The organism is Castellaniella defragrans (assembly GCF_014203015.1).
In the GTDB taxonomy this organism is placed as follows: Bacteria; Pseudomonadota; Gammaproteobacteria; order Burkholderiales; family Burkholderiaceae_B; genus Castellaniella; species Castellaniella defragrans.
This window is the reverse complement of the sequence record NZ_JACHIB010000005.1, coordinates 37,105-60,273: the sequence shown is the minus strand read 5'-3', so window position 1 is coordinate 60,273 and position 23,169 is coordinate 37,105. Positions and strand designations below refer to the sequence as shown.

Annotated in this window: 15 protein-coding genes; 4 read left to right on the top strand and 11 right to left on the bottom strand. The window is 72.4% G+C overall.

Annotated features, from left to right (window positions below; all coding sequences use genetic code 11):
• The first annotated feature begins 6 nt into the window (after positions 1–6).
• Positions 7–2,577, top strand: coding sequence for a malto-oligosyltrehalose synthase (treY, locus tag HNR28_RS05215; protein WP_221291613.1), 2,571 nt, complete (start codon positions 7–9; stop codon positions 2,575–2,577).
• A 60-nt stretch (positions 2,578–2,637) separates the two neighbouring features.
• On the opposite strand, the gene HNR28_RS05210 is transcribed toward treY, so the two are convergent.
• Positions 2,638–4,017 (bottom strand): sigma-54-dependent transcriptional regulator, encoded by a 1,380-nt coding sequence (locus HNR28_RS05210; protein WP_151025463.1) that lies wholly within the window; start codon positions 4,015–4,017, stop codon positions 2,638–2,640.
• Between the two features lie 259 nt (positions 4,018–4,276).
• Positions 4,277–7,273 carry an ATP-binding protein gene (locus HNR28_RS05205; protein ID WP_151025464.1) on the bottom strand — a complete coding sequence of 999 codons (2,997 nt, stop codon included), beginning with the start codon at positions 7,271–7,273 and terminating at the stop codon, positions 4,277–4,279.
• Between the two features lie 284 nt (positions 7,274–7,557).
• Between HNR28_RS05205 and HNR28_RS05200 the strand changes: the two genes are divergently transcribed.
• Positions 7,558–8,553: an SDR family oxidoreductase gene (locus HNR28_RS05200; protein ID WP_151025465.1), complete on the top strand. Its 996-nt coding sequence runs from the start codon at positions 7,558–7,560 to the stop codon at positions 8,551–8,553.
• On the opposite strand, the gene HNR28_RS05195 is transcribed toward HNR28_RS05200, so the two are convergent.
• From HNR28_RS05195 to HNR28_RS05165, 7 genes are all read right to left on the bottom strand, one after another.
• Positions 8,531–9,439 carry a glycosyltransferase family 2 protein gene (locus tag HNR28_RS05195; RefSeq protein WP_184142558.1) on the bottom strand — a complete coding sequence of 303 codons (909 nt, stop codon included), beginning with the start codon at positions 9,437–9,439 and terminating at the stop codon, positions 8,531–8,533. The two genes, HNR28_RS05200 and HNR28_RS05195, sit on opposite strands and share 23 nt — an antisense overlap.
• Positions 9,432–10,202 (bottom strand): PIG-L deacetylase family protein, encoded by a 771-nt coding sequence (locus tag HNR28_RS05190; protein ID WP_084330686.1) that lies wholly within the window; start codon positions 10,200–10,202, stop codon positions 9,432–9,434. Before HNR28_RS05190 ends, HNR28_RS05195 begins: the two co-directional genes overlap by 8 nt.
• On the bottom strand, positions 10,199–11,938 hold the full coding sequence (locus tag HNR28_RS05185) for a carbamoyltransferase family protein (protein WP_151023977.1): 1,740 nt from the start codon (positions 11,936–11,938) through the stop codon (positions 10,199–10,201). The genes HNR28_RS05190 and HNR28_RS05185 overlap by 4 nt, the downstream gene beginning before the upstream one ends.
• Positions 11,939–12,009: 71 nt before the next feature.
• Positions 12,010–12,741, bottom strand: a complete 732-nt coding sequence (locus HNR28_RS05180; RefSeq protein WP_151023972.1) for an SDR family oxidoreductase — start codon at positions 12,739–12,741, stop codon at positions 12,010–12,012.
• A 243-nt stretch (positions 12,742–12,984) separates the two neighbouring features.
• Positions 12,985–13,401, bottom strand: a complete 417-nt coding sequence (locus tag HNR28_RS05175) for a PRC-barrel domain-containing protein (protein WP_043683782.1) — start codon at positions 13,399–13,401, stop codon at positions 12,985–12,987.
• A gap of 19 nt (positions 13,402–13,420) precedes the next feature.
• On the bottom strand, positions 13,421–14,608 hold the full coding sequence (locus HNR28_RS18305) for a BON domain-containing protein (protein ID WP_151023971.1): 1,188 nt from the start codon (positions 14,606–14,608) through the stop codon (positions 13,421–13,423).
• A gap of 184 nt (positions 14,609–14,792) precedes the next feature.
• Positions 14,793–17,525 (bottom strand): ATP-binding cassette domain-containing protein, encoded by a 2,733-nt coding sequence (locus tag HNR28_RS05165; protein WP_151023970.1) that lies wholly within the window; start codon positions 17,523–17,525, stop codon positions 14,793–14,795.
• Positions 17,526–17,732: 207 nt separating this feature from the next.
• Here HNR28_RS05165 and HNR28_RS05160 point away from each other — a divergent pair, with 207 nt between their 5' ends.
• Positions 17,733–19,184, top strand: a complete 1,452-nt coding sequence (locus HNR28_RS05160; RefSeq protein ID WP_457912086.1) for an RNA polymerase factor sigma-54 — start codon at positions 17,733–17,735, stop codon at positions 19,182–19,184.
• Positions 19,185–19,281: 97 nt separating this feature from the next.
• Here HNR28_RS05160 and HNR28_RS05155 read toward each other — a convergent pair whose 3' ends face one another.
• Together HNR28_RS05155 and HNR28_RS05150 are read right to left on the bottom strand one after the other, a co-directional pair.
• Positions 19,282–21,585 (bottom strand): putative bifunctional diguanylate cyclase/phosphodiesterase, encoded by a 2,304-nt coding sequence (locus tag HNR28_RS05155; protein WP_151023968.1) that lies wholly within the window; start codon positions 21,583–21,585, stop codon positions 19,282–19,284.
• Positions 21,586–21,782: 197 nt separating this feature from the next.
• Entirely contained in the window at positions 21,783–22,547 is a 765-nt protein-coding gene (locus HNR28_RS05150; RefSeq protein ID WP_242404196.1) for a siderophore-interacting protein, read from the bottom strand.
• A gap of 122 nt (positions 22,548–22,669) precedes the next feature.
• Here HNR28_RS05150 and HNR28_RS05145 point away from each other — a divergent pair, with 122 nt between their 5' ends.
• Positions 22,670–23,140 (top strand): MarR family winged helix-turn-helix transcriptional regulator, encoded by a 471-nt coding sequence (locus HNR28_RS05145; protein ID WP_151023967.1) that lies wholly within the window; start codon positions 22,670–22,672, stop codon positions 23,138–23,140.
• The last annotated feature ends 29 nt before the right edge of the window (positions 23,141–23,169 follow it).

Below are 23,169 nucleotides of genomic sequence, written 5' to 3'. Positions count from 1 at the left end.
GGCGGCATGATCCCGCGCGCCACGGCCCGCCTGCAACTGCATGCGGACTTCACCTTCGACGATGCCCGCGCCGTGCTGGACCATTACGCGGCCCTGGGCGTGAGCCACCTCTACCTCTCGCCCCTCACGCGCGCCCGGCCCGGCTCGACGCACGGCTACGACGTCATCGACCCCACCCGCGTCGACGAGGCGCTGGGCGGGCGGGCGGGGCTGCGCCGCCTGGCCGGGGATGCGGCCGCGCGGCGCATGGGCCTGATCGCCGACATCGTGCCCAACCACATGGCCGCCGATGCCCGCAACCCCTGGTGGCGCGACGTCCTGCAGCACGGCGCGGCCAGCGCGCACGCACGGGTCTTCGACATCGACTGGACCGCCGGCGAGGGGCGCATCCTGCTACCCCTGCTGCCCCGGTCCTACGGCGACGCGCTGGCGGCGGGCGACATCCGGCTGGTGCGCGGGCACGGCGCCGCCGCCGTGCTCGCGGGCGGGCAGGCGCTGCCCCTGGCGCGCGGCGACGGGGACGCCGATCCGCGGGATTTCGATCCGGCCAGCGACGCCGGCCGCGCCCGCCTGCACGCGCTGCTCGAACGGCAGCACTACCGGCTGGCCTGGTGGCGCGCCGCCGCCTGCCGGCTCAACTGGCGGCGCTTCTTCCTGGTCAGCGAACTGGTGGGCGTGCGCGTCGAAGACCCCGCGGTGTTCCAGGCCACCCACGCGCTGATCCTGGACCTGTACGGCGAGGGCCTGCTCGACGGCCTGCGCATCGACCACATCGACGGGCTGGCCGAGCCGGGCGCGTACCTGCGCCGGCTGCGCGCGGCGCTGCAGGCCGCCGCGCCCGACCGCAATCCCTATCTGGTCGTGGAAAAGATCCTCGCCCCCGGCGAGACGCCGGACCGCCGCTGGCCGATCGAAGGCACCACCGGCTACGACTTCATGGACGATGCCGGGGCGCTGCTGCACGCGCCGGCGGCGCGCCGCCCCCTGCTCGCGTTCTGGCGCGCCTGCGGCGGATCGCCGCACCGCCACGCCCGCCAGCTGCGCGCCATCCGCGCCTCCCTGCTCGACCGGCAGATGGCCGGCGAATTCCGCGCCCTCGTCCAGGCCTGGGCGGCGGCGGCCCGGCACGACCCGCGCGCGCGCCGCTGGGGGACGGACGCCTGGCGGCGCCTGCTGCGCACCTGGCTGGCCGGCTTTCCGGTCTATCGCAGCTACGCCGAGGACGGCGGCCCCTCGGAGGCCGACCGCGCGGCATGGGCCGAGGCGGGCCGCGTCGCCCGGACCCGGCTGCCGGCGGAAGACGCCGGCCTGCTGGACTTGTGGCTGGCGTGGCTGGCCCCTCCGTCCCCGCGGGTCCTGCCCGCCCTGCGGCGCCTGCAGCAGCTGACGCCGCCGCTGGCCGCCAAGTCGCTGGAGGACACGCTCTTCTACCGCTACGGACCGCTGCTCTCGCGCAACGAAGTGGGCGCCTCGCCGCGGCGCTTCTCGCTGGACGGAGCGGCGTTCCATCGGCGCAACCTGCGCCGGGCGCGGGACTGGCCCCTGGCGATGCTGGCCACCGCCACGCACGACCACAAGCGCGGCGAGGACGTCCGCGCGCGCCTGGCGGCGCTGACGGAAATGCCCGGCCCCTGGACGCGCTTCGCCCTGCGCTGGCTGGAGCTGCCGCCCCGCAACCGGCTCGTCCCCACGGACCGGTACATGCTGTTGCAGACCCTGGTCGGATCCTGGCCCTCGGCCTGGCCGGCCGACGCGACGCGCCTGGATCCCCGAGCCGTGCGCGCCTGGCTGGCGCGCGTGGCGCAATGGCAGCGCAAGGCGCTGCGCGAGGCCGGGCTGCGCAGCTCGTGGACCGATCCCGATGCCGCCTACGAAGCCGACGCGCAGGCCTGTCTGGACGCCCTCGACCCGGACGCGGAAGACCCGCGGCCGCTCAAGACCCTGGCCGCCTTCGCGGCCCCGCTCGCGGCGCCCGGATGGATCAACGGCCTGGCGCAGGCCCTGCTGCGCAACACGGCGCCCGGCATCCCCGACCTCTACCAGGGCACGGAAACCTGGGACGAAAGCCTGGTCGATCCGGACAACCGCCGCCCGGTCGATCATCGCCGGCTGGATCGGCTGCTGGCCGGTCCGCCGCCCCACGCGCCGACGCCGGCCGACTGGCGCGGCGGCCGCGTCAAGCAATACCTGATCCAGACCGCGCTGGCCCTGCGCGCCACCCATCCCCGGCTGTTCTGCGCCGGTTCGGGCTACGTCCCCGTGGCCGCCGAAGGGCCGCGGGCGCGGCACGTGGTGGCCTTCCTGCGCGGCGGGGGGGAGGACTGGGCGCTCGTCGTGGCGCCGCGCCTGTGCGCCCTGCCGCTGGCGGGCTACGCCCGGGGCGAGGCGGCCGAGGCCTGCCGCTACTGGGAGGGCACGGCCCTGGTGCTGCCGCCCGCGGGCGCCGGCGGCTGGAAGGACGTCCTGGGCGCAGGCGCCGCGGAGGCCGGGTCCGACGGCCGTCTGCCGCTCGCCGCGCTGCTGCGGCGCTGGCCGGTGGCGCTGTGCGTCAGGGCGGCCGGGGCTTCCGCACCCTAGGCCCGGGGATCCCCGGCCGCGAAGGCGGAGGCGGAGGCCGCGCCCGGGCCTCCCCGCGGATCAGGTCTCCGCGCAGCTGGTATCGCCGTGCAGGTCCGGCACCTCGTAGCCTGCCGCCGCATAGGCTTCGAGGCGGTTGTAGAGCGTCTTGGGGCTGACGCCCAGGATCGCGGCGGTCTGCTTCTTGACGCCGCCGCAGCACGACAGCGTCGCCAGGATCAGGCGCCGGTCCGCCTCGGCCAGGGTCTCGCCCACCCGCAGGGTGACGCTGCCGGCGGCCTCTTCCTCGTCGTCCTCCCGCATCGCCGACGGCACCAGCAGCGCGTCGAGTTCGTCGCCCTCGGCCATGATGTAGGAGCGGCGCACCGCATTGCGCAGTTCGCGGACATTGCCCGGCCAGTCGTGCCGCCGCAGCCGCTCGATCGCCGCGTCGCTGAACCGGTTGTTCGTCCCGCCATCGGCGTTGAGCTCGTCCAGGAAGCGGTTGGCCAGCAGGATGACGTCGTCCCCCCGCTGGCGCAGCGGCGGCAGGACCAGCGGAAACACCGCCAGCCGGTAATACAGGTCTTCGCGCAGCTTGCCCTCGCGCACCGCCTCCTCGGGCGAACGGTTGGTCGCCGCCACCACCCGCACGTCGCAGGCGATCTCCTGGTGCGTGCCCACGCGCATGAAGCGGCCGGTCTCCAGTACCCGCAGCAGCTTGACCTGCAGGTCGAAGGACATCTCGGTGATCTCGTCGAGGAACAGCGTGCCGCCGTCGGCGCGCTCGAAATAGCCCTTGTGCTGCCGGTCGGCCCCGGTGTAGCTGCCGCGCTCGTGGCCGAACATCTCGTTCTCGATCAGACTGGGCGCGATGGCGCCGCAATTGACCGCCACGAAGGGCTTGCCGCCCCGCGGACTGCTCTGGTGGATGGCCTGCGCCACCAGCTCCTTGCCCGTGCCGCTCTCGCCCACCACGAACACGGTCATGGCGCTGGGGGCGACGCGCGAAATCTGCCGATAGACATCCTGCATGGCCTCGGATTCGCCGAACATGCAGCCGAAATGCCCCTGCTCGCCCGACGCGCGGGGCCGGGGCGGCTTGCCGCGGGTGCCCGCCACGCGGCTCATCAGGGTGCGCAGCCGGTCCATGCAGACCGGCTTGACGAGATAGTCGCTGACCCCCAGGCGCAGCGCCTGCACCGCGTTGTCCATGTTGCCGTGGCCGGTGATGATCACCACTTCGCTGCCGACGGCCGCCGCGTTGCGGCACACCTCCATCCCGTCGCCCCCGGGCACGCACAGATCGGCCAGCACCAGATCGGGGGGACGCATGTCCAGCTGGATCAAGGCGTCCTTCACGCACGCTGCCTGAGCGACGGTGTAGCCGCACTCGCGGCCCAGCTCGACAAGCATCTCGCGCACCAGATCATCGTCATCGAGAATGAGCAGATGTGGCATGGCATGTCCTGATCAAGAAGAGATTGGACACCCGAGTGGCCGTTACTCCCGGTTTCGTTATCGATCGGCCCAGGTGCCAAACATAAGCTGCGGGGAGGACATCTACTATGCCTCATCCGGCCTGGACTGTCGGCGATTCCGTGCGAACATTTTCGTTTGTTAGCATTTGCACGCAGTCTGGAAAAAGATTGTGTGCGGATGCGCGGCGTCTTTTCCCGCGCCGCCCTTCCCCGCGCCGGCGGCCGGCGCGGGATTCCCGTCACGGCGCCGGCGGCTCCCCGCCGGCGCCGTCCGCCCCCGCGAGCAGCATAGCGCGCACGCGGGCCGCCAGCACGTCCAGGGTGAACGGCTTGACGATCAATTCCATGCCCGGAGCCGCTCCCGCCGCGTCCTTCGACGCCGCTTCGAGGTGTCCGGTCATGAAGAGCACCGGCAGGCCGGGGCGGCCCTCGCGCGCGCGCTCCGCGAGCGCGCGGCCGTCCATGCCGGGCAGCCCCACGTCGGTGATCAGCAGGTCCACCCGCCCGGCCCGCTCCAGGACGCGCACGCCCTCGACCCCGTCGGCGGCGCACAGCACGGTCGCCCCCAGCCCGGCGATCGCCTCGGTCATCATCTCGCGGACGGACTCGTTGTCCTCCACCAGCAGCACGACCGCCTGCGGCGGCACCTGCCGCTCGTCCGCCGCGGGTTCGGACACGGCCGCGGGCGCAGCCGCCGGCGCCGGCTCTCCGCTGCGGTCCTCGGAATGGCGCGGCAGCCAGATGCGCACCACCGTGCCCTCGCCGACCGTGCTCTCGATGTCCACCGCGCCGCCCGCCTGCTGCGCGAAACGGTAGCAGGTGGACAGGCCCAGGCCGGTGCCCGCGCCCACCGGCTTGGTCGTGAAGAAGGGCTCGAAGGTGCGCGCCAGGACTTCCGGCGTCATGCCGCCGCCGGTGTCGGCCACGGCCACCTCGACGAACTCGCCCGACAGCAGCCGGGGGAAGCGGCGCAGGCGCAGCCCGTCGAGCCGGACGTTGCGTACGCGCAGCGTGATGCCGCCGCCTTCCGGCATGGCGTCGCAGGCATTGATGACCAGGTTGAGCACCACGTTCTCGAACTGGCTGACGTCGCAGCGCACGGGCCACAGCCCCTCGTCGAACTCCATGTCCAGGACGACGCGCTCCCCGGTGTAGCGGCGGAACAGTTCCAGCATGGACCGCAAGGCGCCGGCGACGTCGCAGACGCGGGGATTGACCGGCTGCGGCCGCGAGAAGGCCAGCAGGCGCTGGGTCAGCTGGCCCGCGCGCTCGCAGGCGTCGGTCGCCATGCCGACGTAGCGCGGGATGGCGGCCACGTCGCCGCGGCGCAGGTGGCGCTCGACCAGGTACAGGGCGCCGGAGATGCCCTGCAGGATGTTGTTGAAATCGTGCGCGATGCCGCCCGTCAGGCGGCCGACCGCCTCCAGCTTCTGCGCCTGGCGCAGGGCGGTCTCGGCCTCGCTCAGCGCCTCGGCCTGGGCTTTCGCCTGCGTGTCGTCCCGGCCCGCCAGGTACAGCAGCCCCTGGGCGAAGGAGGCCGTCCAGGTGATGCAGCTGTAGCCGCCGTCGCGCCTGCGCAGGCGGTTCTCCAGCGGGCGCAGGCCGGAACTCCCGCTCTGGGCGGCCTGGGCCAGGAACAGGCGCGTCATGCGGCGGTCGTCCGGATGCAGCAGGGTCAGGAAGCCGCGCGCCAGGAACTGCTCCGGCGTCCAGCCCAGGATCGCGCGCACGGCGGGGCTGACGTTCAGGAAGCAGCCGGCCTCGTCCATGATGGCCAGGATTTCCGGCGACAGGCGCCAGATGCGGTCGCGCTCGGCGATGGTCTGCTCGACGCGCTCCTGCAATTGCAGCGGATGCGCCGCGCGCTCGGTCGCGTCGCACAGGCGTTCGGCGACTTCCTCGATGCAGGTCAGGTCCGCCAGCTGCGGCCGGAAGGTCTGCGCCGAACGCAGCACCAGGCCCTGGCCGGGCCGGCCCCAGCGGCCCAGCGGCACGACCAGGCCGTTCTCCTCCACGTCCGCCACGCGGGACAGGAACACGCTGCGCTCGCGCAGGATGGCCTTGCGCAGCGCCAGCCGGACCGCGCGCGACAGGGGCGCCGGCACGCCGCTGGGCGACCAGCTCGCCAGCACGCGGATGCCGTCCTCGTGGGGCTCCGGGCTCAGCAGGCAGACTTCGCTCAGCTCGAAATGCCGGCCCAGTGCCTCGCACACCGTCGATTCGATGCGCGCGGGCAGCTCGATGTGCCGCAGCCGGTCGCCCAGCGTCAGCTGGAAATTCTTGCGCCGCTGCTCTTCCAGCAGATTCTTCTCGGCCCGCTTGCGCGCCGACACGTCCAGCTGCATCGCCATCACGCGGTCCGTGCCCTCCCGCCGCAAATGCACTTCGTACCAGGCCGGTATCGGTCCCTCCACGCAGTATTCGATCTGCGCATGCTCGCCGGAGGCGAGGACTTCCGTGAACCGGTCCAGCAGTCCCGCCGGAGCGCGCCGCAGCACCTCCCTCAAGGTCCGGCCCACGCAGGTGCCGGGGGGAAGGCCGCATTGCAGCTCGAAGGCGGGATTGGCCTCCAGCAAGCGCAGTTCCCGGCACGCGCCCGCCTCGTCGCGCACCGCCTCGGCCATGAAAAATCCTTCCCGCATGCCCTCGAACATGCTGCGCCAGCGGCGGGCGCCTTCCCGCAGCGCCTGCTCGGTGCGCTGGCGCTCGATCGCCAGCGCCGCGGTCCGCGCGACCAGGGCGATGGCCTCGACATCGTGCTCCGTCGGCAGGCGGGGCTGGCGATAGTAATTGGAGAACACCCCCAGCAGGCGTCCGCCCACGTGCCGGATCGGCGAGGCCCAGCAGGCGCGCAGGCCGAAGGCGAGCAGGGGATCGCGCCACGCCGCCCAGTCCGGGTGCGCCGCGATGTCTTCGACGTAGACGGGTTCCCCGCTGCAGGCGGCCAGGCCCCAGCCCGCGGCATGCGGCCCCACGGGAACGCTGTCGAGCGCGGCCCGGCACTCGGCCGGCAGGCGCGGCGCGGCGCCCAGGCGCAGCCAGCCTGCCTCGTCGAGGAGATGGATGGAGGTCCACAAGGGTACGCTGGACTGCGCCTCGACCGTGCTCAGCATGTAGGCCAGCACGTCCGCCAGGGACTGCCCGGCGGCAATGCGCTGCAGCATGATGCTTTCGTCTTCCAGCCGCGCCCAGGTGTCGGACCACGGCTTGCCCCGCGAATGGGACCGCGTCAGCATGGCGTCTCCTCTCTGCGAGGCGTCGGCTGTCGGAACGGACCCTCGATTTCCCCCCCTGGTGAACGGCCGGGTTTGCGGCATCATGCGCGCGTTCGATTCCCCGGGCTGTTGCAATGTGAACCAATGTGTAAACACATGCGAAGCCCCATGCGAAGCCTCCTGCGCAGCCCCCTGCGCAGCGCGGGCGGGGGAGCCCCGCGAGGCCCTCCTTCCGGCACGGGCCTTGCTGGAACGCCGGCTCATGCGCGCACCCGCGAGCGCGCCTCATCACAAGGAGATCCGGCATGAGCGACCCCACTTCCGGCAAGGATGCCGACGCCGCGGCCCAGCGCCAGCGGACACTGCAACGCGAACAGGACGAACGCGACGCGCGCAAGCAGGCGCGGGGCGGCTCGAACCCGCGCGCCCCCGCCCAGCCCGGCACACACGCGGAACCCGAGCCGCCGCTGCCGGCCCAGCACCAGGAGAAGCCCGGCGACGAATCGCGCCTGAATCCGGCGCCTCGCTACGATGCGCCGGACTATCGCGGCAGCGGCAAGCTGGAAGGCCGGACGGCCCTCATCACCGGCGGAGATTCGGGCATCGGCCGGGCGGTCGCCGTCCTGTACGCGCGCGAAGGCGCCGACGTCGCGGTGGTCTACCTGAACGAGCACGAGGACGCGGACCACACCCGCCGGGCCGTGCTGGCCGAAGGCGCGCGCTGCCTGACGATCAGCGGCGACGTCCGCGACACCCGCTTCTGCGAGGAGGCGGTGGCGAAAACCTTCGAGGAATTCGGCCGCCTGGACATCCTGGTGAACAACGCCGCCTTCCAGGAGCACGCCGACTCGCTGGACGGACTGACCGACGAGCGCATCCGCGAGACCATCGACACCAACATCGGCGGCTATTTCCGCATGGCCCGCGCCGCCCTGCGCCACCTGCCCGAAGGCGGCTGCATCATCAACACGGGTTCCGTGACCGCCTTGCGCGGCAGTCCCCGGCTGCTGGACTATTCGGCCACCAAGGGCGCCATCCACGCCTTCACGCGCTCGCTGGCGGCCAATCTGGTCGAGCGCGGCATCCGCGTGAACGCGGTGGCGCCCGGCCCGGTCTGGACGCCCCTGAACCCGGCCGACAGCCCCGCCGGCAAGGTCGCGGACTTCGGCCGCAAGACCCAGTACGGGCGCCCGGCCCAGCCCGAGGAGCTGTCGCCCGCCTACGTCTTCCTGGCGGCGCCGAGCTGCTCGAGCTACATCACCGGCATCGTGCTGCCGGTCACCGGGACGGCGGGCGACTGACCGGGGCCGGGCGGCGCTGCGCCAGCCTGACCCGGGCCAGCCGACGGGCCACGCCGGGGCCGACCGGCCGGCGGCACGCCCCCGTGGCGCGGCCATGCCGGACGGCGTCGCGCAGCGCGAGCCAGCGCGCGCGCCAGTCCGGCAGCCCCGCCAGGACGTTCCAGGCGCCGCTCAGCACGGCGCTCCACGGCAGGCGCATCCACGCCACCAGCAGGGCATTGCGCGCCAGCAGCCGGCGGCGGCCGGGGGCGTCGCGGCGGGCCGAGGGCCAGTGCCGCGCCTCGATCTGGGGGGCATACAGGATGCGCCAGCCCCGCTCCAGCAGGTCGAGCGCCAGCAGCGATTCCTCGCAGCCGATGAACAGGGCCGGCCAGTAGCCCCCCGCCTGGCGGAAGGCCGATGTACGAAAGACGCAGGCTCCCGCCAGAAACCCGACCAGGGCCGGGCCGACATCCGGCTCTCCGTCCAGCGGACTGGCGGCCATCAGCGTGCAGGCCGGGTCGACGGCCCCTGACGCCCCCACCAGGACGCGCGCGCTCAGCACGGCGACGTCCGGATGGCGGTCCAGCAGGTCCTGGGCGCGCGCCAGGGCGCCGGGCAGCCAGCACACGTCGTCGTCGCAGAAGGCCACGTATTCGCTCGACACCGCGCGCACGCCCAGGTTGCGGCCCGCCGCCCCCAGGTTGGCGGGCGCGCAGACCAGATGGGCGCGCGGAAAGCGCCGCCGGATCTCGCGCACCGTGTCGTCGGTGCTGGCGTTGTCCACCACCACCAGCGGCACCTCGGGGGCGGCCGCCCCCAGGCGGCCGAGGGTGCGCAGCACCTCGTCGCGGCGGTTGTGGGTCAGGACGACCAGGCTCAGCCTGGACGGCGCGCGCTCAGCCATCGGCCTGCCCTTCGAGGCTGAGCCGCCAGTAATGCTCCGGCAGCGCGTCGTCGCCCCGCCCGGGCGTCAGGCCGAGGGGGCCGAGCTGGCTGGCGTAGGCCGCCACGGCGCGGCGCTTGACGGGCAGGTCGGCCGGCACGGTCAGCCAGGGCGTGGCGCGGATCCCCCGGGCGCGCAGGGCGGCCAGCCGCTGCTGCACCAGACCCGAACGGCGGCGATAGAGCGCGTCCTCGTAGGCTACCCACAGGGGGCGGTCGCCCAGGACGCGCCAGGCCATCAGGGCGGCGTCGCTGACCCGCACGTGATCGTCGTGGAACAGGCCCAGCGGCAGCAGCACCAGCCGCGGGCGGATCCGCGCCAGTTCCCGCGCCAGGCGCGGCCCCAGCCCGTCGCAGCATCCCCCGTACTGGCTGTCGAGCAGGTCCAGCCGGATCTCGTCCGCGCGCAGCTGCGCCATGGCGTGCCGGTTTTCCTCGATGCGCGCCAGCACGGCGGCGCGGGCGCTGGGAAAGCCGCAGCGGCGGTCCCAGTCGGGCAGCGGCATGTCCTCCGGCGGCAGGCCGGCGCACACCGTCATGACGATGCTGCCCGGCCGGCCGGCCAGGAAGGCGCCGCACCCCAGCACCGCGTCGTCGAAATGGGGGGAAATGACCAGGATGCCGCCCTCGGGCAGGTCGCGGCGGACCACGTGCGGCGCCTCGGGCTGCGGCGCGGGCCGGCGCGCCGCATGCGGCCGCGGGACGTCCGGCGGGCCCGGGCTCATTGCGGCTTCTCCACGAGGAAGCTGCCGATCGCCAGGGCGTCCAGGGGCGAGGTATAGAACGCCTCCAGCGCATCCCGGGGCGTGCAGACCACCGGCCTGCCGCGCGTATTGAAGGAGGTGTTGACCAGCACCGGCACTCCGCAGCGCGCCTCGAACGCGCGCAGCACGTCGTAATAGCGCGGATTCTGCTCGCGCCGCACGGTCTGCACGCGGGCGGTGCCGTCGATGTGGCGCACCGCGGGAATGCGGCCGGCGCATTGCGGCAGGACGTCGTAGACGAACAGCATGAACGGCGAACGCAGCTCGGCGCGGCCCATCGCATCGAACCATTCATGCGCCCGCTCCTCGATCACGACGGGCGCGACCGGCCGGAAGTCCTCGCGGTCCTTCAGGCCGTTGAGGCGCGACTGCATCTGCGGATCGAGCGGCGAGGCCAGGATCGAGCGGCTGCCCAGCGCGCGCGGACCGAATTCCATGCGTCCCTGGAACCAGGCCACCACCTTGTTCTGCGCCAGCAGGCGCGCGGCGGCGGAGGCGATGTCGTCCTCGCGGCGGTATTGCAGGTGGGCCCGCTCCAGCGTGCGGCGGATCTCCTCGTCGCCGTAGGCCGGGCCCAGATAGGCGTCTTCCATGACCCAGCGGCGGCCGTCCGCACGCACCTGGTAGTCGACGTACAGCGCCGCGCCCAGGGCGGTCCCCGCATCGCCGGCGGCGGGCTGCACCCAGACCCGCTCGAAGGGACCGTCGCGCGCCACGCGCGAGTTCATCACGCAGTTCAGCGCCACGCCGCCGGCCATGCACAGCTCCGCCGCGCCCGTCCGCCGCCACAGCCATTGCGCCATGTGCAGGACGGTTTCCTCGAGCACGGACTGCAGCGAACTGGCGATGTCCATGTGGCGCTGCTCCAGCGGCTCGCCGCGCCGGCGCGGCGGCCCCAGGCGCTCGGCCAGCCGGGCCGGCTGGAGCGAGAATCCGCCGTTGTCGTCCAGGCGCAGGATGTCGCGGAACACCGAGCGGAACGCCGGCCGGCCGTACGAGGCCAGGGCCATCACCTTGTACTCGTCGCTGGCGTGCAGAAAGCCCAGGTAGCGCGTCGCTTCCTCGTACAGCAGGCCCAGCGAATGCGGCATCGAGATCTGCTTGAGGCGGGTGTACTCGCCCGCGGAAAAGTGCCCGTAGCTGGTGGTGACGCCCTCGCCGCGCCCGTCCATCGTCAGCACGGCGGGAGACTGGAACGGCGAGGCCAGGTAGGCGCTGGCCTCGTGGCACAGGTGGTGGTCCAGGAAGACCCAGCGTTCCTGGATGGCTTCCACGGTGGTGCCCTGGAACCGCGCGGCCAGGTGCAGCGGCGCGGCGGCGGCCAGCTGCCGCGGCGCGTTGAGCACGTAGCACAGGAAGAGCGGGTCCCACGGCGAATGGCCGTCCCGGGGCGCGCCGCGCAGCGAGGGCTCCAGCGGCAGGCGGATGTCGCCCTCCGGGGTGACCGAACCCTGGTCCAGCAGGGCCGGATCGAAGGCGTAGGCGATGCGGTGCACGTCGCCCAGCACGATGCCGGCTTCGCGCAGGCAGTAATCGATCGCATGGAACGGCAGCTGCCACGCCGTGAACGGCACCGGCCGCTTGCCGTGCTTGATGCCCGTGAAGCGCTCTTCCTCGGCGGCCGCCACGACCCGGCCGTCGCACACGAGCGCGGCCGAGCAATCGTGGAATGCCGCATTGATGCCCAGGGTGTACATGTTCATTGCCTCCCGTTTCCGCCTCGTTCCCTCGTCCGCATGTCCCTTCCTCGTCCGCGTCCCGGCCGCCTTCAGGGCCAGGACGTCTCCTTCATGGGCAGCACCATGATTTCCGGAATGACGCTGTCGTCCGGCTGGGTCAGCACGCAGCAGATCGCCCGGGCCACCCTGTCCGGGTCCTGCAGCGTGCTCACGTCGATGTCGGGAAAGCGTTCCAGCAGGAAGGGCGTGCGCATGCCGCCGGCGATGACGGCGCTGACCTTGATCCCGGTCGGGCGCAGTTCCGCGTGCAGGGCCTGCGTCAGCCCCATCAGGCCCCATTTGCTGGCGTGATAGGCGCAGGCGTTCGGCCAGGCGCGGCGCGCCGCCGTCGAGGCGACGTTGACGATGTGGCCGCCCGCCCGCAGCGACCGGCACGCCTGCCGGGACACCACGAAGGGCCCCGTCAGGTTGGTGCGCAGCACCCGTTCCCAGGTATCCTCGTCGATCTGATCGATGGGCGCGGTCACGTCGATGGCGGCGCAGTTGATGACGGCGTCCAGCCGGCCATGCCGCTCCAGCACCTGGTCCAGGGCGCGGCGCACCTCGGCGGCCGCGCCCACGTCGGCGACGAAGGGCCGGACGTCGGCGCCGTCGGCGCACAGGTCCTCGGCCACTTCGCGGACGCGGCGCTCGTTGAGGTCCAGCGCGGCGACGTGCGCCTGCGCCGCGCCCAGCCGCGCGCACAGGGCCGCGCCCAGGCCGCTGCCGGCGCCCGTCACGAGCACGACGCGGTCGGCCAGGGGAATGGAATCATCCTGCATGCAAAGAACTCCTGATGGATAGTCGGTCGGATGGATAGTCGGTCGGATGGAAAGTCGGTCGGATGGAAAGTCGGTCGGATGGAAAGTCGGCCGGATGGGAAATCTGCCGGATGGGAAATCTGCCGGAAGAAAAACCGGTCGGAAGAAAAGCCGGGCGGCGACCGCCCCCGCGGCCGCTCTGCGCGGCCGCGGGGGCGGGACGAGGCCGGGGAGAGTGCCGGCCGCGCCTGCCACCGGCCGCGCCTACCAGTACGGCGGCTGGTCGTAGAAGTCATGGACCCGCCGGGCCCAGGCCTCGTCGGCCATGGACGGCCAGTCGTCCTTGTCGAAGCCGTCAGCCTGGCTCAGGCGCTCGGCGCTGACGTCCAGCACGAAGCACTTGCGGTCGGTGTCCAGCACCAGCGCGTGCCACGGAATGGCATACAGCTTGTCGCCGATGCCCAGCACGCCGCCGCGCGACAGCACGGCATAGGCGATCCGGCCATGGGGCACGTCCAGCATGATGTCCTCGATGGAACCGAGCGTTTCGCCCTGCGGGTTGTAGACTTCGTTGCCTTGCAGCGTATCGGCCGCCATCAGCTCGGGACCCGGTCCCTTGAAGTCGGCCTTGGGGCCGCCGACGATGCGCGCGCCGGCCGCCTGTTGTGTCGTCTGCACCATGGATGTCCTCCTCGATTCATCAAGTATGCTGGCCCGGCGCCTGGCGGCCCGAGCCGGCGCCGGCGGAAGTCCCCGAACCGCCGGAAGATCCCGCGCCGCTGGACGAACCCGAACCGCCCGACGCAGCCGAGCCGCCGGAAGATCCCGTGCCGCCCGAGCGTCCCCGGCCCTCGTCCGCGCTCACCTTGAGCCGGTTCTCCACGTCCTTGACCCCGACGCATTGATCGGCGCAGTCCTCGACGGCATGCTTGGTATGCCGGTCGGGCACGTGGCCCTGCAGCGTGACCTGGCCGTCCTTGACGTTGACTTCCACGTCGCGCACGTCCAGGCCGCTTTCGCTCAGATGCTCGCAAACGTGCTCGCGCACGCGCTCGTCGGAACGCGTGTAGCCCTTGGGGTCCATGCGCTGCTGGTGTCCGGAATGCCGATGCATCCCGCCCTGGCCGGAACCGCCGTAGCCGCCGTACTCGCCGCCCCGGCCGGAACCGCGGGACTGGCCGTAGCCGCCGAATTCGCCGCCCTGCCCATAGCTGCTCTGGCCGTAGTCGCCGTACTCGCTTCCCTGGCTTCCCTGACCGTACCGGCCGCGGCCGCCGCCGTAGCCGCCCTGCCCGCCATAGCCGCCATGCTCGCCGCCGCGGCCGTAGCCGCCGTATTCGCCGCTCCGGCCATAACCACCGTATTCACCGCCGCCGCGGCCATAGCCGCCGTATTCGCCGCCCTGCTGGCCGCGCCCCTGCTCGCGCCGGCCGTAGTCGTAGGGCATGCGGTCTTCGCTGCTCATGCCGTAGCTCTGGCCGCCTTCCAGGTCCCAGCCGCCGCCCGAGCGGCCGCGGCGTCCCTGGCCGTATTCCTCGTCCCGACCCAGCCATTGCCGGTCGCCGTACGGCCGCGTGCCGGGGTAGCGGCCGCCCTGCTCGTACTGCGCCCCCTGCGGGTTGGACTGGCCGTAGCCGTACTGCCCGCGCCGGTGATGGGACGGGCCGCGATCACGCGAATAATCGTCCTGCTCCCAGTGGTCGCCCCGCGACTGCAGGTCGGAGCGGCCGCCGCGGCCCTCGTCGCCCCACGCATCGCGCTGCGAACGCCGCTGGCCGTAGTCGTCGCCGAAGCCTTCGCGCGGGCCGCTATAGTCCTCGCGCTGCCCGCCGTACCTCTGGCCACCTTCCTGCGTCCACCGGTCCCGATATTGATCATCCCGTTGCATATCGACTCTCCTGATTTGAGTGGCACCACGAAAGGCAGCGCCGCATCCCTGCCTGAGCAAGTACCGTGCCGCGACCGGCGCGCAGGCGGGACCGGACGGAACCTGGCCGAACTGGACCAAGCCGGGCAGAACCTGCCGGACCGGGCGGGACGCGGCGCGAAAACCCGGCCGGCCGTACCCAGCCTCACGGGCTCCCGGCCGGGATTTCCTTCGCCGGCCGGCGCGAGCGCGCCAGCGTCGCCACGCTGGCCAGCAGCTCGCGCGCGTCCACGGGCTTGCTCAGATGCATCTGGAAGCCCGCCATCAGCGCGCGCAGGCGGTATTCCGGCGACGCATGGCCGGACACGGCGATGGCCGGCAGCTGGCCGGACAGGGCGACGCGCGCCTCGGATTCGCGCGCCCGCACCCGCGCGACCACCTCATCGCCGTCCATGTCTCCCAAGGAGATGTCGCAGACCAGCACGTCGGGCCACTGCGGAAACGCCCGGCCCAGCAGCGCATCCAGCGCCTCGCGGCCGCTCGAATGCACCTCGGTGCGCGCGCCGCCGTCGCGCAGCACGGCCGAAAGCATGTCGCGCGCCTCGTCGTGGTCATCGACCAGCATGACGGTCAGCCCCGACAGGTCGGTCAATCCGGACAGTTCCGCCGACGCCGGCTCCGCCGGCGCGGCCGCGGCCGGATCGGGATCGGCCAGGGGCCGCAGCGGAAATTCCACCGACGCGGTCATCGCTCCATCCGCCTCGCGCGTCTCGGAGAAATGCCCGCCCTGCCGCTGGATGTCGGCCGCCAGCGCGGCCGGGTCCAGCGCCGCGGCGCGCGCCAGGGCCGGATCGTCGAGCGGCGCCTGGACGATGGCCCCGTCCGGCGAGGCGCGGCCGTCGGTGATGGACAGGCGCGTCGCCGGGCCGTCGCGGGCGAGCTTCAGCGCCATGCGGCCGCCCGGCGGCGTGAAGGCCAGGGCGCGCAGGTGCAGGTCCAGGATCAGGCGCTGCAGGGCGCCGGGGTCGCCCGTGATGCGGGCCGCCTCGGCGCCGATCAGGGTATAGAGATTGACCCCGCGGCCGCGCAGCAGGTCGCGCGAGGCGTCCAGCACGCCGGCCACCAGGGCGACGAGATTCACGGGCAGGCGCTCGGACTGTCCGCCCGCCGTCTCCAGCGCGCTCAGCTGGCGCTGCAACTGCCACATCTGCGCATACACGGCGCCGCGCGCGAGCAGTTCCTCGTGCGTGCCGGATTCCGCCACCCGGCCCCGGTCCAGCACCACGATGCGGTCCGCATCGACGATGGTGGACAGCCGGTGGGCGATGATCAGCGTGGTGTGGTCGCGCGCGATGCGGTCGAGCTCCTGCTGGATCGCCCGCTCGGTGCGCGTGTCCAGCGCCGAGGTCGCCTCGTCGAAGATCATGATGGAGGGCCGCTTGAGCAGGGCCCGGGCGATGGCGATGCGCTGGCGCTCGCCGCCGGACAGCTTCAGCCCCCGTTCGCCCACCGGCGTGTCGTAGCCGGCGGGCAGGCCTTCGATGAAGTCGTGGATGCGGGCCGCCGCGGCGGCCTGGCGGATCTCCTCGCGCGTGGCGCCCGGGCGGCTGTAGCCGATGTTGTAGGCGATGGTGTCGTTGAACAGCTGCGTGTCCTGCGGCACGATGCCGAGCCGGCGGCGCAGGCTGGCGATGCCCACCGCGCGCACGTCCTGGCCGTCCACCAGCACCCGGCCTTCGTCCGGATCGTAGAAGCGCAGCAGCAGCCGCGCCAGGGTGGACTTGCCCGAGCCGCTGCCCCCCACCACCGCCAGGGTGCTGCCGGCCGGGATGCGCAGGTCCACGTCGTGCAGGATGCGCCTGCCCGGCTCGTAGCCGAACGACACGTTCTCGAACGCCACCTCTCCCGGCCCCTGGGCCAGCGCCGGCAGGCCGGGCTCCGCGCCGGGCTCGGGCGGCAGGCGCAGCAGGGCGCAGACCCGCTCGGCCGCGATGAAGGCCTCGCGCGACTGGCGCACGATCAGTCCCAGCATGTTCAGCGGCAGGCAGATCTGGATCATGTACGCGTTGATCAGCACCAGGTCGCCCACCGTCATCCGCCCGCCGACCACCTGCTGCCCCGCCAGCAGCATGACGGCGCCCAACCCCACGGCGATGATGCCCGCCTGCCCGACGTGCAGTAGCGACAGCGAATTCTGGTTGAGCACCGCCGCTTCCATCCGCTGGCGCAGCACGCCTTCGAGCCGGTCCGATTCGCCCGCCTCGGTCCCGTTGAGCTTGACCGCCTCGTAGTTCAGCAGGCTGTCGACCACCTTGCCGCCCGCCTGGGAGTCGAGGTCGTTGAGGTGGCGCTGCAAGGGGATGCGCCGGCCGATCTGCACCGAGGTATGGACGCCGTACAGCACGAAGGTCGCGGCCACCACGCCGGCGAACGCCAGATCGTAGCCGAACACCAGGATGCCCACCACCGACACGATTTCCACCACCGTCGGCAGCAGCGTGAACAGCGCGGTGCCCACGAGGAAGGAGACGCCCGCCGTCCCCCGGTCCAGGTCGCGCGCCATGCTGCCGGTCTGCCGCGTCCCGTGGAAGCGCGCGCCCAGGGACTGCAGATGGCGGAAGACCCGCAGCGTGAAGATCACCACCGCCCGCTGGGCCACCGGGGAAAACACCACGTCGCGGATCTCCGTGCCCAGGCTGCCGGCAAAGCGCAGCAGCACGTAGCCCAGCAGCAGGAAGACCGGCAGCACCAGCCCGGCCGGCGCGCCGAGCACGTCCACGATCCGCTTCAGCGCGATCGGCACGGCCACCATGAAGAGCTTGGCCGCCACCAGCAGGACCAGGGCGAGCCCGGTGCGCCAGCGCTGCTCCCACAGCACGCCGCCGATGATGCGCAACACCTCGCGCCGGGCAAACGCCGCATCGTCTTCCTTCTCCATGCCGGCACCTCCGCGCCACGTAAAAACTACCGACGATGCGCAATTTCTGTACCCGGGCATCGGCGCCCGCGCGGCGTTCGTCCGGCGCCTCGCGCGCGCGTCCTCTCGGAGGGCCGCCGGCCGCCCACTTGGCATGGATATTGCTTGAAATGAAGTCGTTCCTTGCGACTTCAATGAATGTCGCCACTTCGATGAATGGAGGAAACGTTGAGCTACGCCGGTCCGGAACTACAGCTGCGCCATGGCATGGCGCTCGCTCCCCGTCTGCAGCAATCCGTGAAGTTCCTGCAGATGTCGACCCTGGAATTCCAGCAGGCCGTCCGGCATGCCCTGGAGACCAATCCCTTCCTGGAAGAAGCCGAGGAAGAGTCCGATCCCGTCGCCGCCTGCGCCGACATCGCCCTGTCCACGGCGCCCGCCGCCGGCGGAGAACTGCTGCCCGCCGGGCCCGCCGACACGCTGGACGAGCCGGCGCCGCCCGCCCCGGACGCGCCCGACGCGCCCTACCCCGGCGACTATCCGCAGCCGGCCGCGCAGGGCGACATGGATCCCTTCGCGCACAAGCCCACCCGCCGGTCCCTGCGCGACCGCCTGCTCGGGGCGCTGGGCACGCTGCCGCTGTCGGAGCGCGACCGCATGCTGGCGAGCTACCTGATCGACTCCCTGGATCCGGACGGCTACCTGCGCCAGCCCCTGGATTCGCTGTCGGAGGACGGCGCCTTCGATCCGCCCGCCGAGGAAGCCGAGTGGCGCATGGCCCTGGGTCTGGTGCAGCAGCTGCACGCGCCGGGCATCGGCGCGCGCGACCTGCGCGAATGCCTGATGCTGCAGCTGCGGGCGCGGGAGGACGCCGGCGATCCGGCGCACCGGCTGGCGCTGGCCATCGTGGACGGGCACCTGCCGCGGCTCGCGCGCAACGACTGGGCCGGACTGCGGCGGGAACTGGAGGCGGACGACGCTACGCTGAGGCAGGCCTGCGAACTGATCCGCACGCTCGACCCCAAGCCGGGCCTGCGCTACGACGACAGCCCGATCGCCTACCCCATCCCCGACGTGGTGATCGACAAGGTCGGCGCGCGCTGGCGCGTGCGCCTGAACGAAGCCGCCATCCCCAGGGCGCGCCTGCACCGGCAGTACGCGGACTGGTTCCAGCGGGCGCGCTGCGACAGCCGCGAGCCGCTGCAGCGCGAGCTGCAGGAAGCCCGCTGGCTGATCCGCAACGTGGAGCAGCGCTACGCCACCATCCTGCGCGTGGCCGAGGCGATCGTGCTGCGCCAGCGGCGCTTCTTCGACTACGGCGACGTGGCCCTGCGCCCGCTCATGCTGCACGAGATCGCCGAGGACCTGGACATCCACGAGTCCACCGTCTCGCGCGCCACGGCCGGCAAGTACATGCTCACGCCGCGCGGCCTGTACGAATTCCGCCATTTCTTTTCCCGCGAACTGGGCACCGAGGGCGCCGGCTCCTGCTCGGCCGGCGCGGTGCGCGCGCTGATCCAGGAGCTGATCGACGCCGAGGACCCGGCGCAGCCGCTGTCGGACGTGGACCTGACCCAGCAGCTGGCGCGCCACGGCATCCGGGTGGCGCGCCGCACCGTCACGAAGTACCGGGGGCAGCTGAAGATTCCCGCGGTGGAGCTGCGCAGGGTCCATTACTGAGGACTGGGCCGCTTCCGGACGCCGCTGCCGGACGCCGCTTCCGGGCGCCGCGCCGCGGAGCGTGGGACGCAGAGGGCAACCGCCCGTCCGGACGCGCTCAGCGGTCCGGCCGCGCCGCGCGGACGTGCTGCTCGAACGCCTCCAGCGCCATCGGGCGGCCGAACAGGTATCCCTGGAAGGCCGGGCAGCCGTGCCCGAGCAGGAAGCGGCGGTGCGCCTCGGTTTCCACGCCCTCGGCGATCACGCCCAGGCCCAGGCTGTCGGCCAGCGCGATGATGGAGCGCGCGATGGCCGCGTCGCTGGGGTCCAGCAGCACCCCGCGCACGAAGCTCTGGTCGATCTTGATCTGCGACAGCGGCAGGCGCTTGAGGTAGTTCAGCGAGGAGTAGCCCGTGCCGAAATCGTCCAGAGAGAAGCCCAGGCCGTGCGCCCGCAGCGCGCGCATGGTCTCGATGGCGCTGTCCACGCTGTGCAGCAGCAGGCTCTCGGTGAGTTCGAGCTTGATCCGCGCGGGATCGGCACCGGTCTCGCGCAGCAGCGCGAGGACCTGCGTCACGAAGTTTTCCTGGCGGAACTGGCGCGGACTGACGTTGATCGCCAGGTCCAGGCGGCCGAACGCCGGGTCCGTCCGCCAGCGGGCCTGCTGGCGCAGCGCCGTGTCCATGACCCAGTGGCCCAGCGGCAGGATCAGCCCGGACTCCTCGGCCAGGGGGATGAATTCGGCCGGCGGCACCATGCCGTGCACCGGATGGCGCCAGCGCACCAGCGCCTCGGCGCCGGTCACGCGCCCCTCGCCGTCCACCTGCGGCTGGTAGAGCAGCAGGAACTGGCCCTGGCGCAGGCCGTTGCGCAGCTCGGTCTCCAGCGCCGCGCGGCGGGTCACGGCCTGCTGCATGTCCGGATCGAAGAAGCACAGGGTGTCGCGCCCGGCGTCCTTGGCGCGGTACATCGCCATGTCCGCCCGCTTGAGCGCCTCGTCCACCGACTCCGAGGCGCAGTCCAGCAGCGCCACGCCGATGCTGGCGGTGCAGTGGTATTCCTGCCCCGCCAGGTCGCACGGCTCGCGCAGGCGGGCCCGCATCAGCTCGCCCAGCGCGCGCGCCTGGCGGGCCGCCTCCGGCGCGCTGTCGCTCAGGCCCGGCGCCACCACCACGAAGGCGTCCCCGCTCAGGCGGGCGACGGTGTCCCGTTCGCGCACGCTCTCGCGCAGGCGGCGCGCCACCTGCCGCAGCAGCTCGTCGCCCACCTCGTGCCCCTGGGTGTCGTTCAGGGTCTTGAAATCGTCCAGGTCGAGGAAAAACACCGCCGTGATCAGGCCCGAACGGGCGCCCTCGGTCAGGACGCGCTGCAGCCGGTCGGCCAGCAGCCGGCGGTTGGGCAGCTGGGTGAGCGCGTCGTAGGAGGCCAGGTGGCGCGCCTCCTCCTCGGCGGCCTTGCGGCCCGAGATGTCCACGTCGAACGAGAACATCTCCGGCGGCTGGCCGGGCGCATCGACGAAGGCATGGCTGGAGAACACGTCCACCGGCGAGCCGTCCTTGCGCCGCAGCCGCGTCTCGCGCGCCGCGGCGACCTCGCCGGTGGCGAACATGCGGGCGATGTCCTCGCGCATCCGCTCGCGCAGGGAAGCCGGGGCGATCAGGCTGGGCAGGCTGCGGCCCATGGCCTCTTGCGCCGTATAGCCGTAGAGCCGCTCCGCCGCCCGGTTCCAGTAGGTCGTGGTGCCGTCCGCGCGATAGCCCTGCACCGCGATCGAAGGGATGTTGAGCAGCACCGAACGGAAGCGCAGTTCCGATTCTCGCAGCCGGGCCGCCGTGTCCGCCAGGACGCGCTCGGTGGCCAGCCGGTCGTCCATGTCCCGCAGCAGCAGGCCCAGCACCACCGTGGCGGACGTGAACGTGAGCAGGAACGGCTGGGCGACCATCGCATTGAAATGCCGCGCCACATCGGCGGGCAGGAACTGGAACAGGCCCAGCACCGCCGCATGCGTCAGCAGCCCGAAGCACGCCAGCGAGACCGGATCCACGTCCAGCCATCCGAGCGTCCGCGCACGGCGGTAGAGCAGGCCCGAGACGGCGCACAGCAGGATCACCAGCAGGCCGACCAGGGCGCCCTCGCCCGCCAGCGACAGCCGCGCCACGGCCGCCATCGCCGCCGCCACCCCGGCCACCAGCGGGCCGCCGAACAGGCCCGCCATGCTGAGCACCACCGAGCGCGCATCGAAGATGACGCCGCGCTCCAGCGCCAGCGGCGTCAGCATGCCGACCACGCAGATGCCGCCGAAGATCAGGCCCGAGAACACCTGCCCCGCCAGCGGCCGCGAACGCCACAGCCGGACGTTCACGCCGTGCAGGAAGCACAGCGCCAGCAGCAGGGAAACTCCTTTGACGAGCTCGATGAACATAGGCTGTCGCGCTTCCGGGGGGGCCCGCCATGCGGGTCGGTGATCCACGCCAAAGCGCAACTATAGCGCACGGGAACGCGGCTTCAGCGCGCCTGCGCATCGATCCGGCCGGCATCGGCCTGCCCCGCTCGCGCGGCGGCGCGAGCCCCGGCGGACAGCGCCCGATCACGAGCGGGCCGCCCCCTCCCGGCGCAGCCTCAGCCGCCGGCGCCGAGTTCCTCGTGGTGCCCCGCCTCGCCCTGCTTCCAGTACGAGGCGATCCGCATGCGGCGCGGATCGGCGCCCGGCCGGGCGAGCAGCCGCTTGCGCAGCAGCGCCATGACGCGGTGCTCGCCGGCGGCCCAGATAAAGCCGGGGCCGGGCGGAATCTCCAGCGCGTCGGCCGCATCGGCCAGCGACTCCACCCACTGCAGGTCCAGCGCCGCGGCGCTGCGCCAGGCGCGCCGGTCGGCGGGGTCGCTCAATTGCACCCGCACCACGGCGCGCGTCCCCGCCGGCAGCTCCGCCAGGCGGCGCTCGATCGCGGGCATGGCCGTCTCGTCGCCCAGCAGCCAGTGCCATTGCAGATCCTCGGGCAGCAGCAGGCTGCCGCGCGGGCCCGCCAGGCCCGCCCATTGGCCGATCGGGGCGCTGCGCGCCCATTCGGCCGCCGGCCCCGTGCCATGGAGGGCGAAATCCATCAGCAGCGTACGGCTGGCGGGGTCGAAGCGCAGCGGCGTATAGTCCCGCATCACGGGGCGCGGGCCTTCGACGTGCGGCCGGCCGTCGACCAGGACGGGCAGGCGCGGCTTGTCCAGTCCCGCCTGCGGCAGGATGAGCTTGACGTGATCGTCGAAGCCGGCGCTCGTGAAATCATGCAGTTCCGGTCCGCCCAGCGTCAGGCGGACGAAGCCGGGGCTGAGGGACTCGCGCGCGAGCACCTGCACGTGGCGCGCCCGGAAAGGATGGCGCACGCGCCGCATGACCGCTTGTTCGTCTGTTTTTCCGGCTGTTTTTTCGTCTGTGGACATGGTTCCCTATTGGTTGTTAAAGTCCACTATTATTGTGCCAATAAGTTGATATAGTCAACAATTAACCGGTCGCCATGAACCCTTCCCTGCCCATCGAGGTCTTCGACAGCCTGCACGAACTGCTGCACCTGTTCCGCGCGCGCATGCGCAAGGCCATGGAAGCCGTGCACCCCGAACTCACCTTCAACGAGATGCGCATCCTGCTGCGCATGGGCCGCCAGCCCGGCCTGACGCAGAAGGGCCTGGTGGAGCGCAGCCACGCCGACAAGGCCCAGATGGCGCGGCTCCTGGCCCACCTGGAGGAACGCGGCTGGCTGATCCGCAGCGCCAGCGAAAGCGACAGGCGCGTGCGCTGCCTGCGCCTGAGCGCGCAGGGCGAACGGCTTTTCGCGCAGCTGCGCACGCTCCAGGAGCGCGTGGCCACCGAGCTGCTGCGGGACTGTCCGCCGTCCATGCAGGCGGACCTGCTGGCGCTGCTGCGGCAGGCGCGCGACAGCGCCGGCGCCCGCGCCGGCCGTCCGGACCGTCCGGACCGGCCGGACTAAAGCGCCGCGGCGCCTCCGGCGCGGCGGCG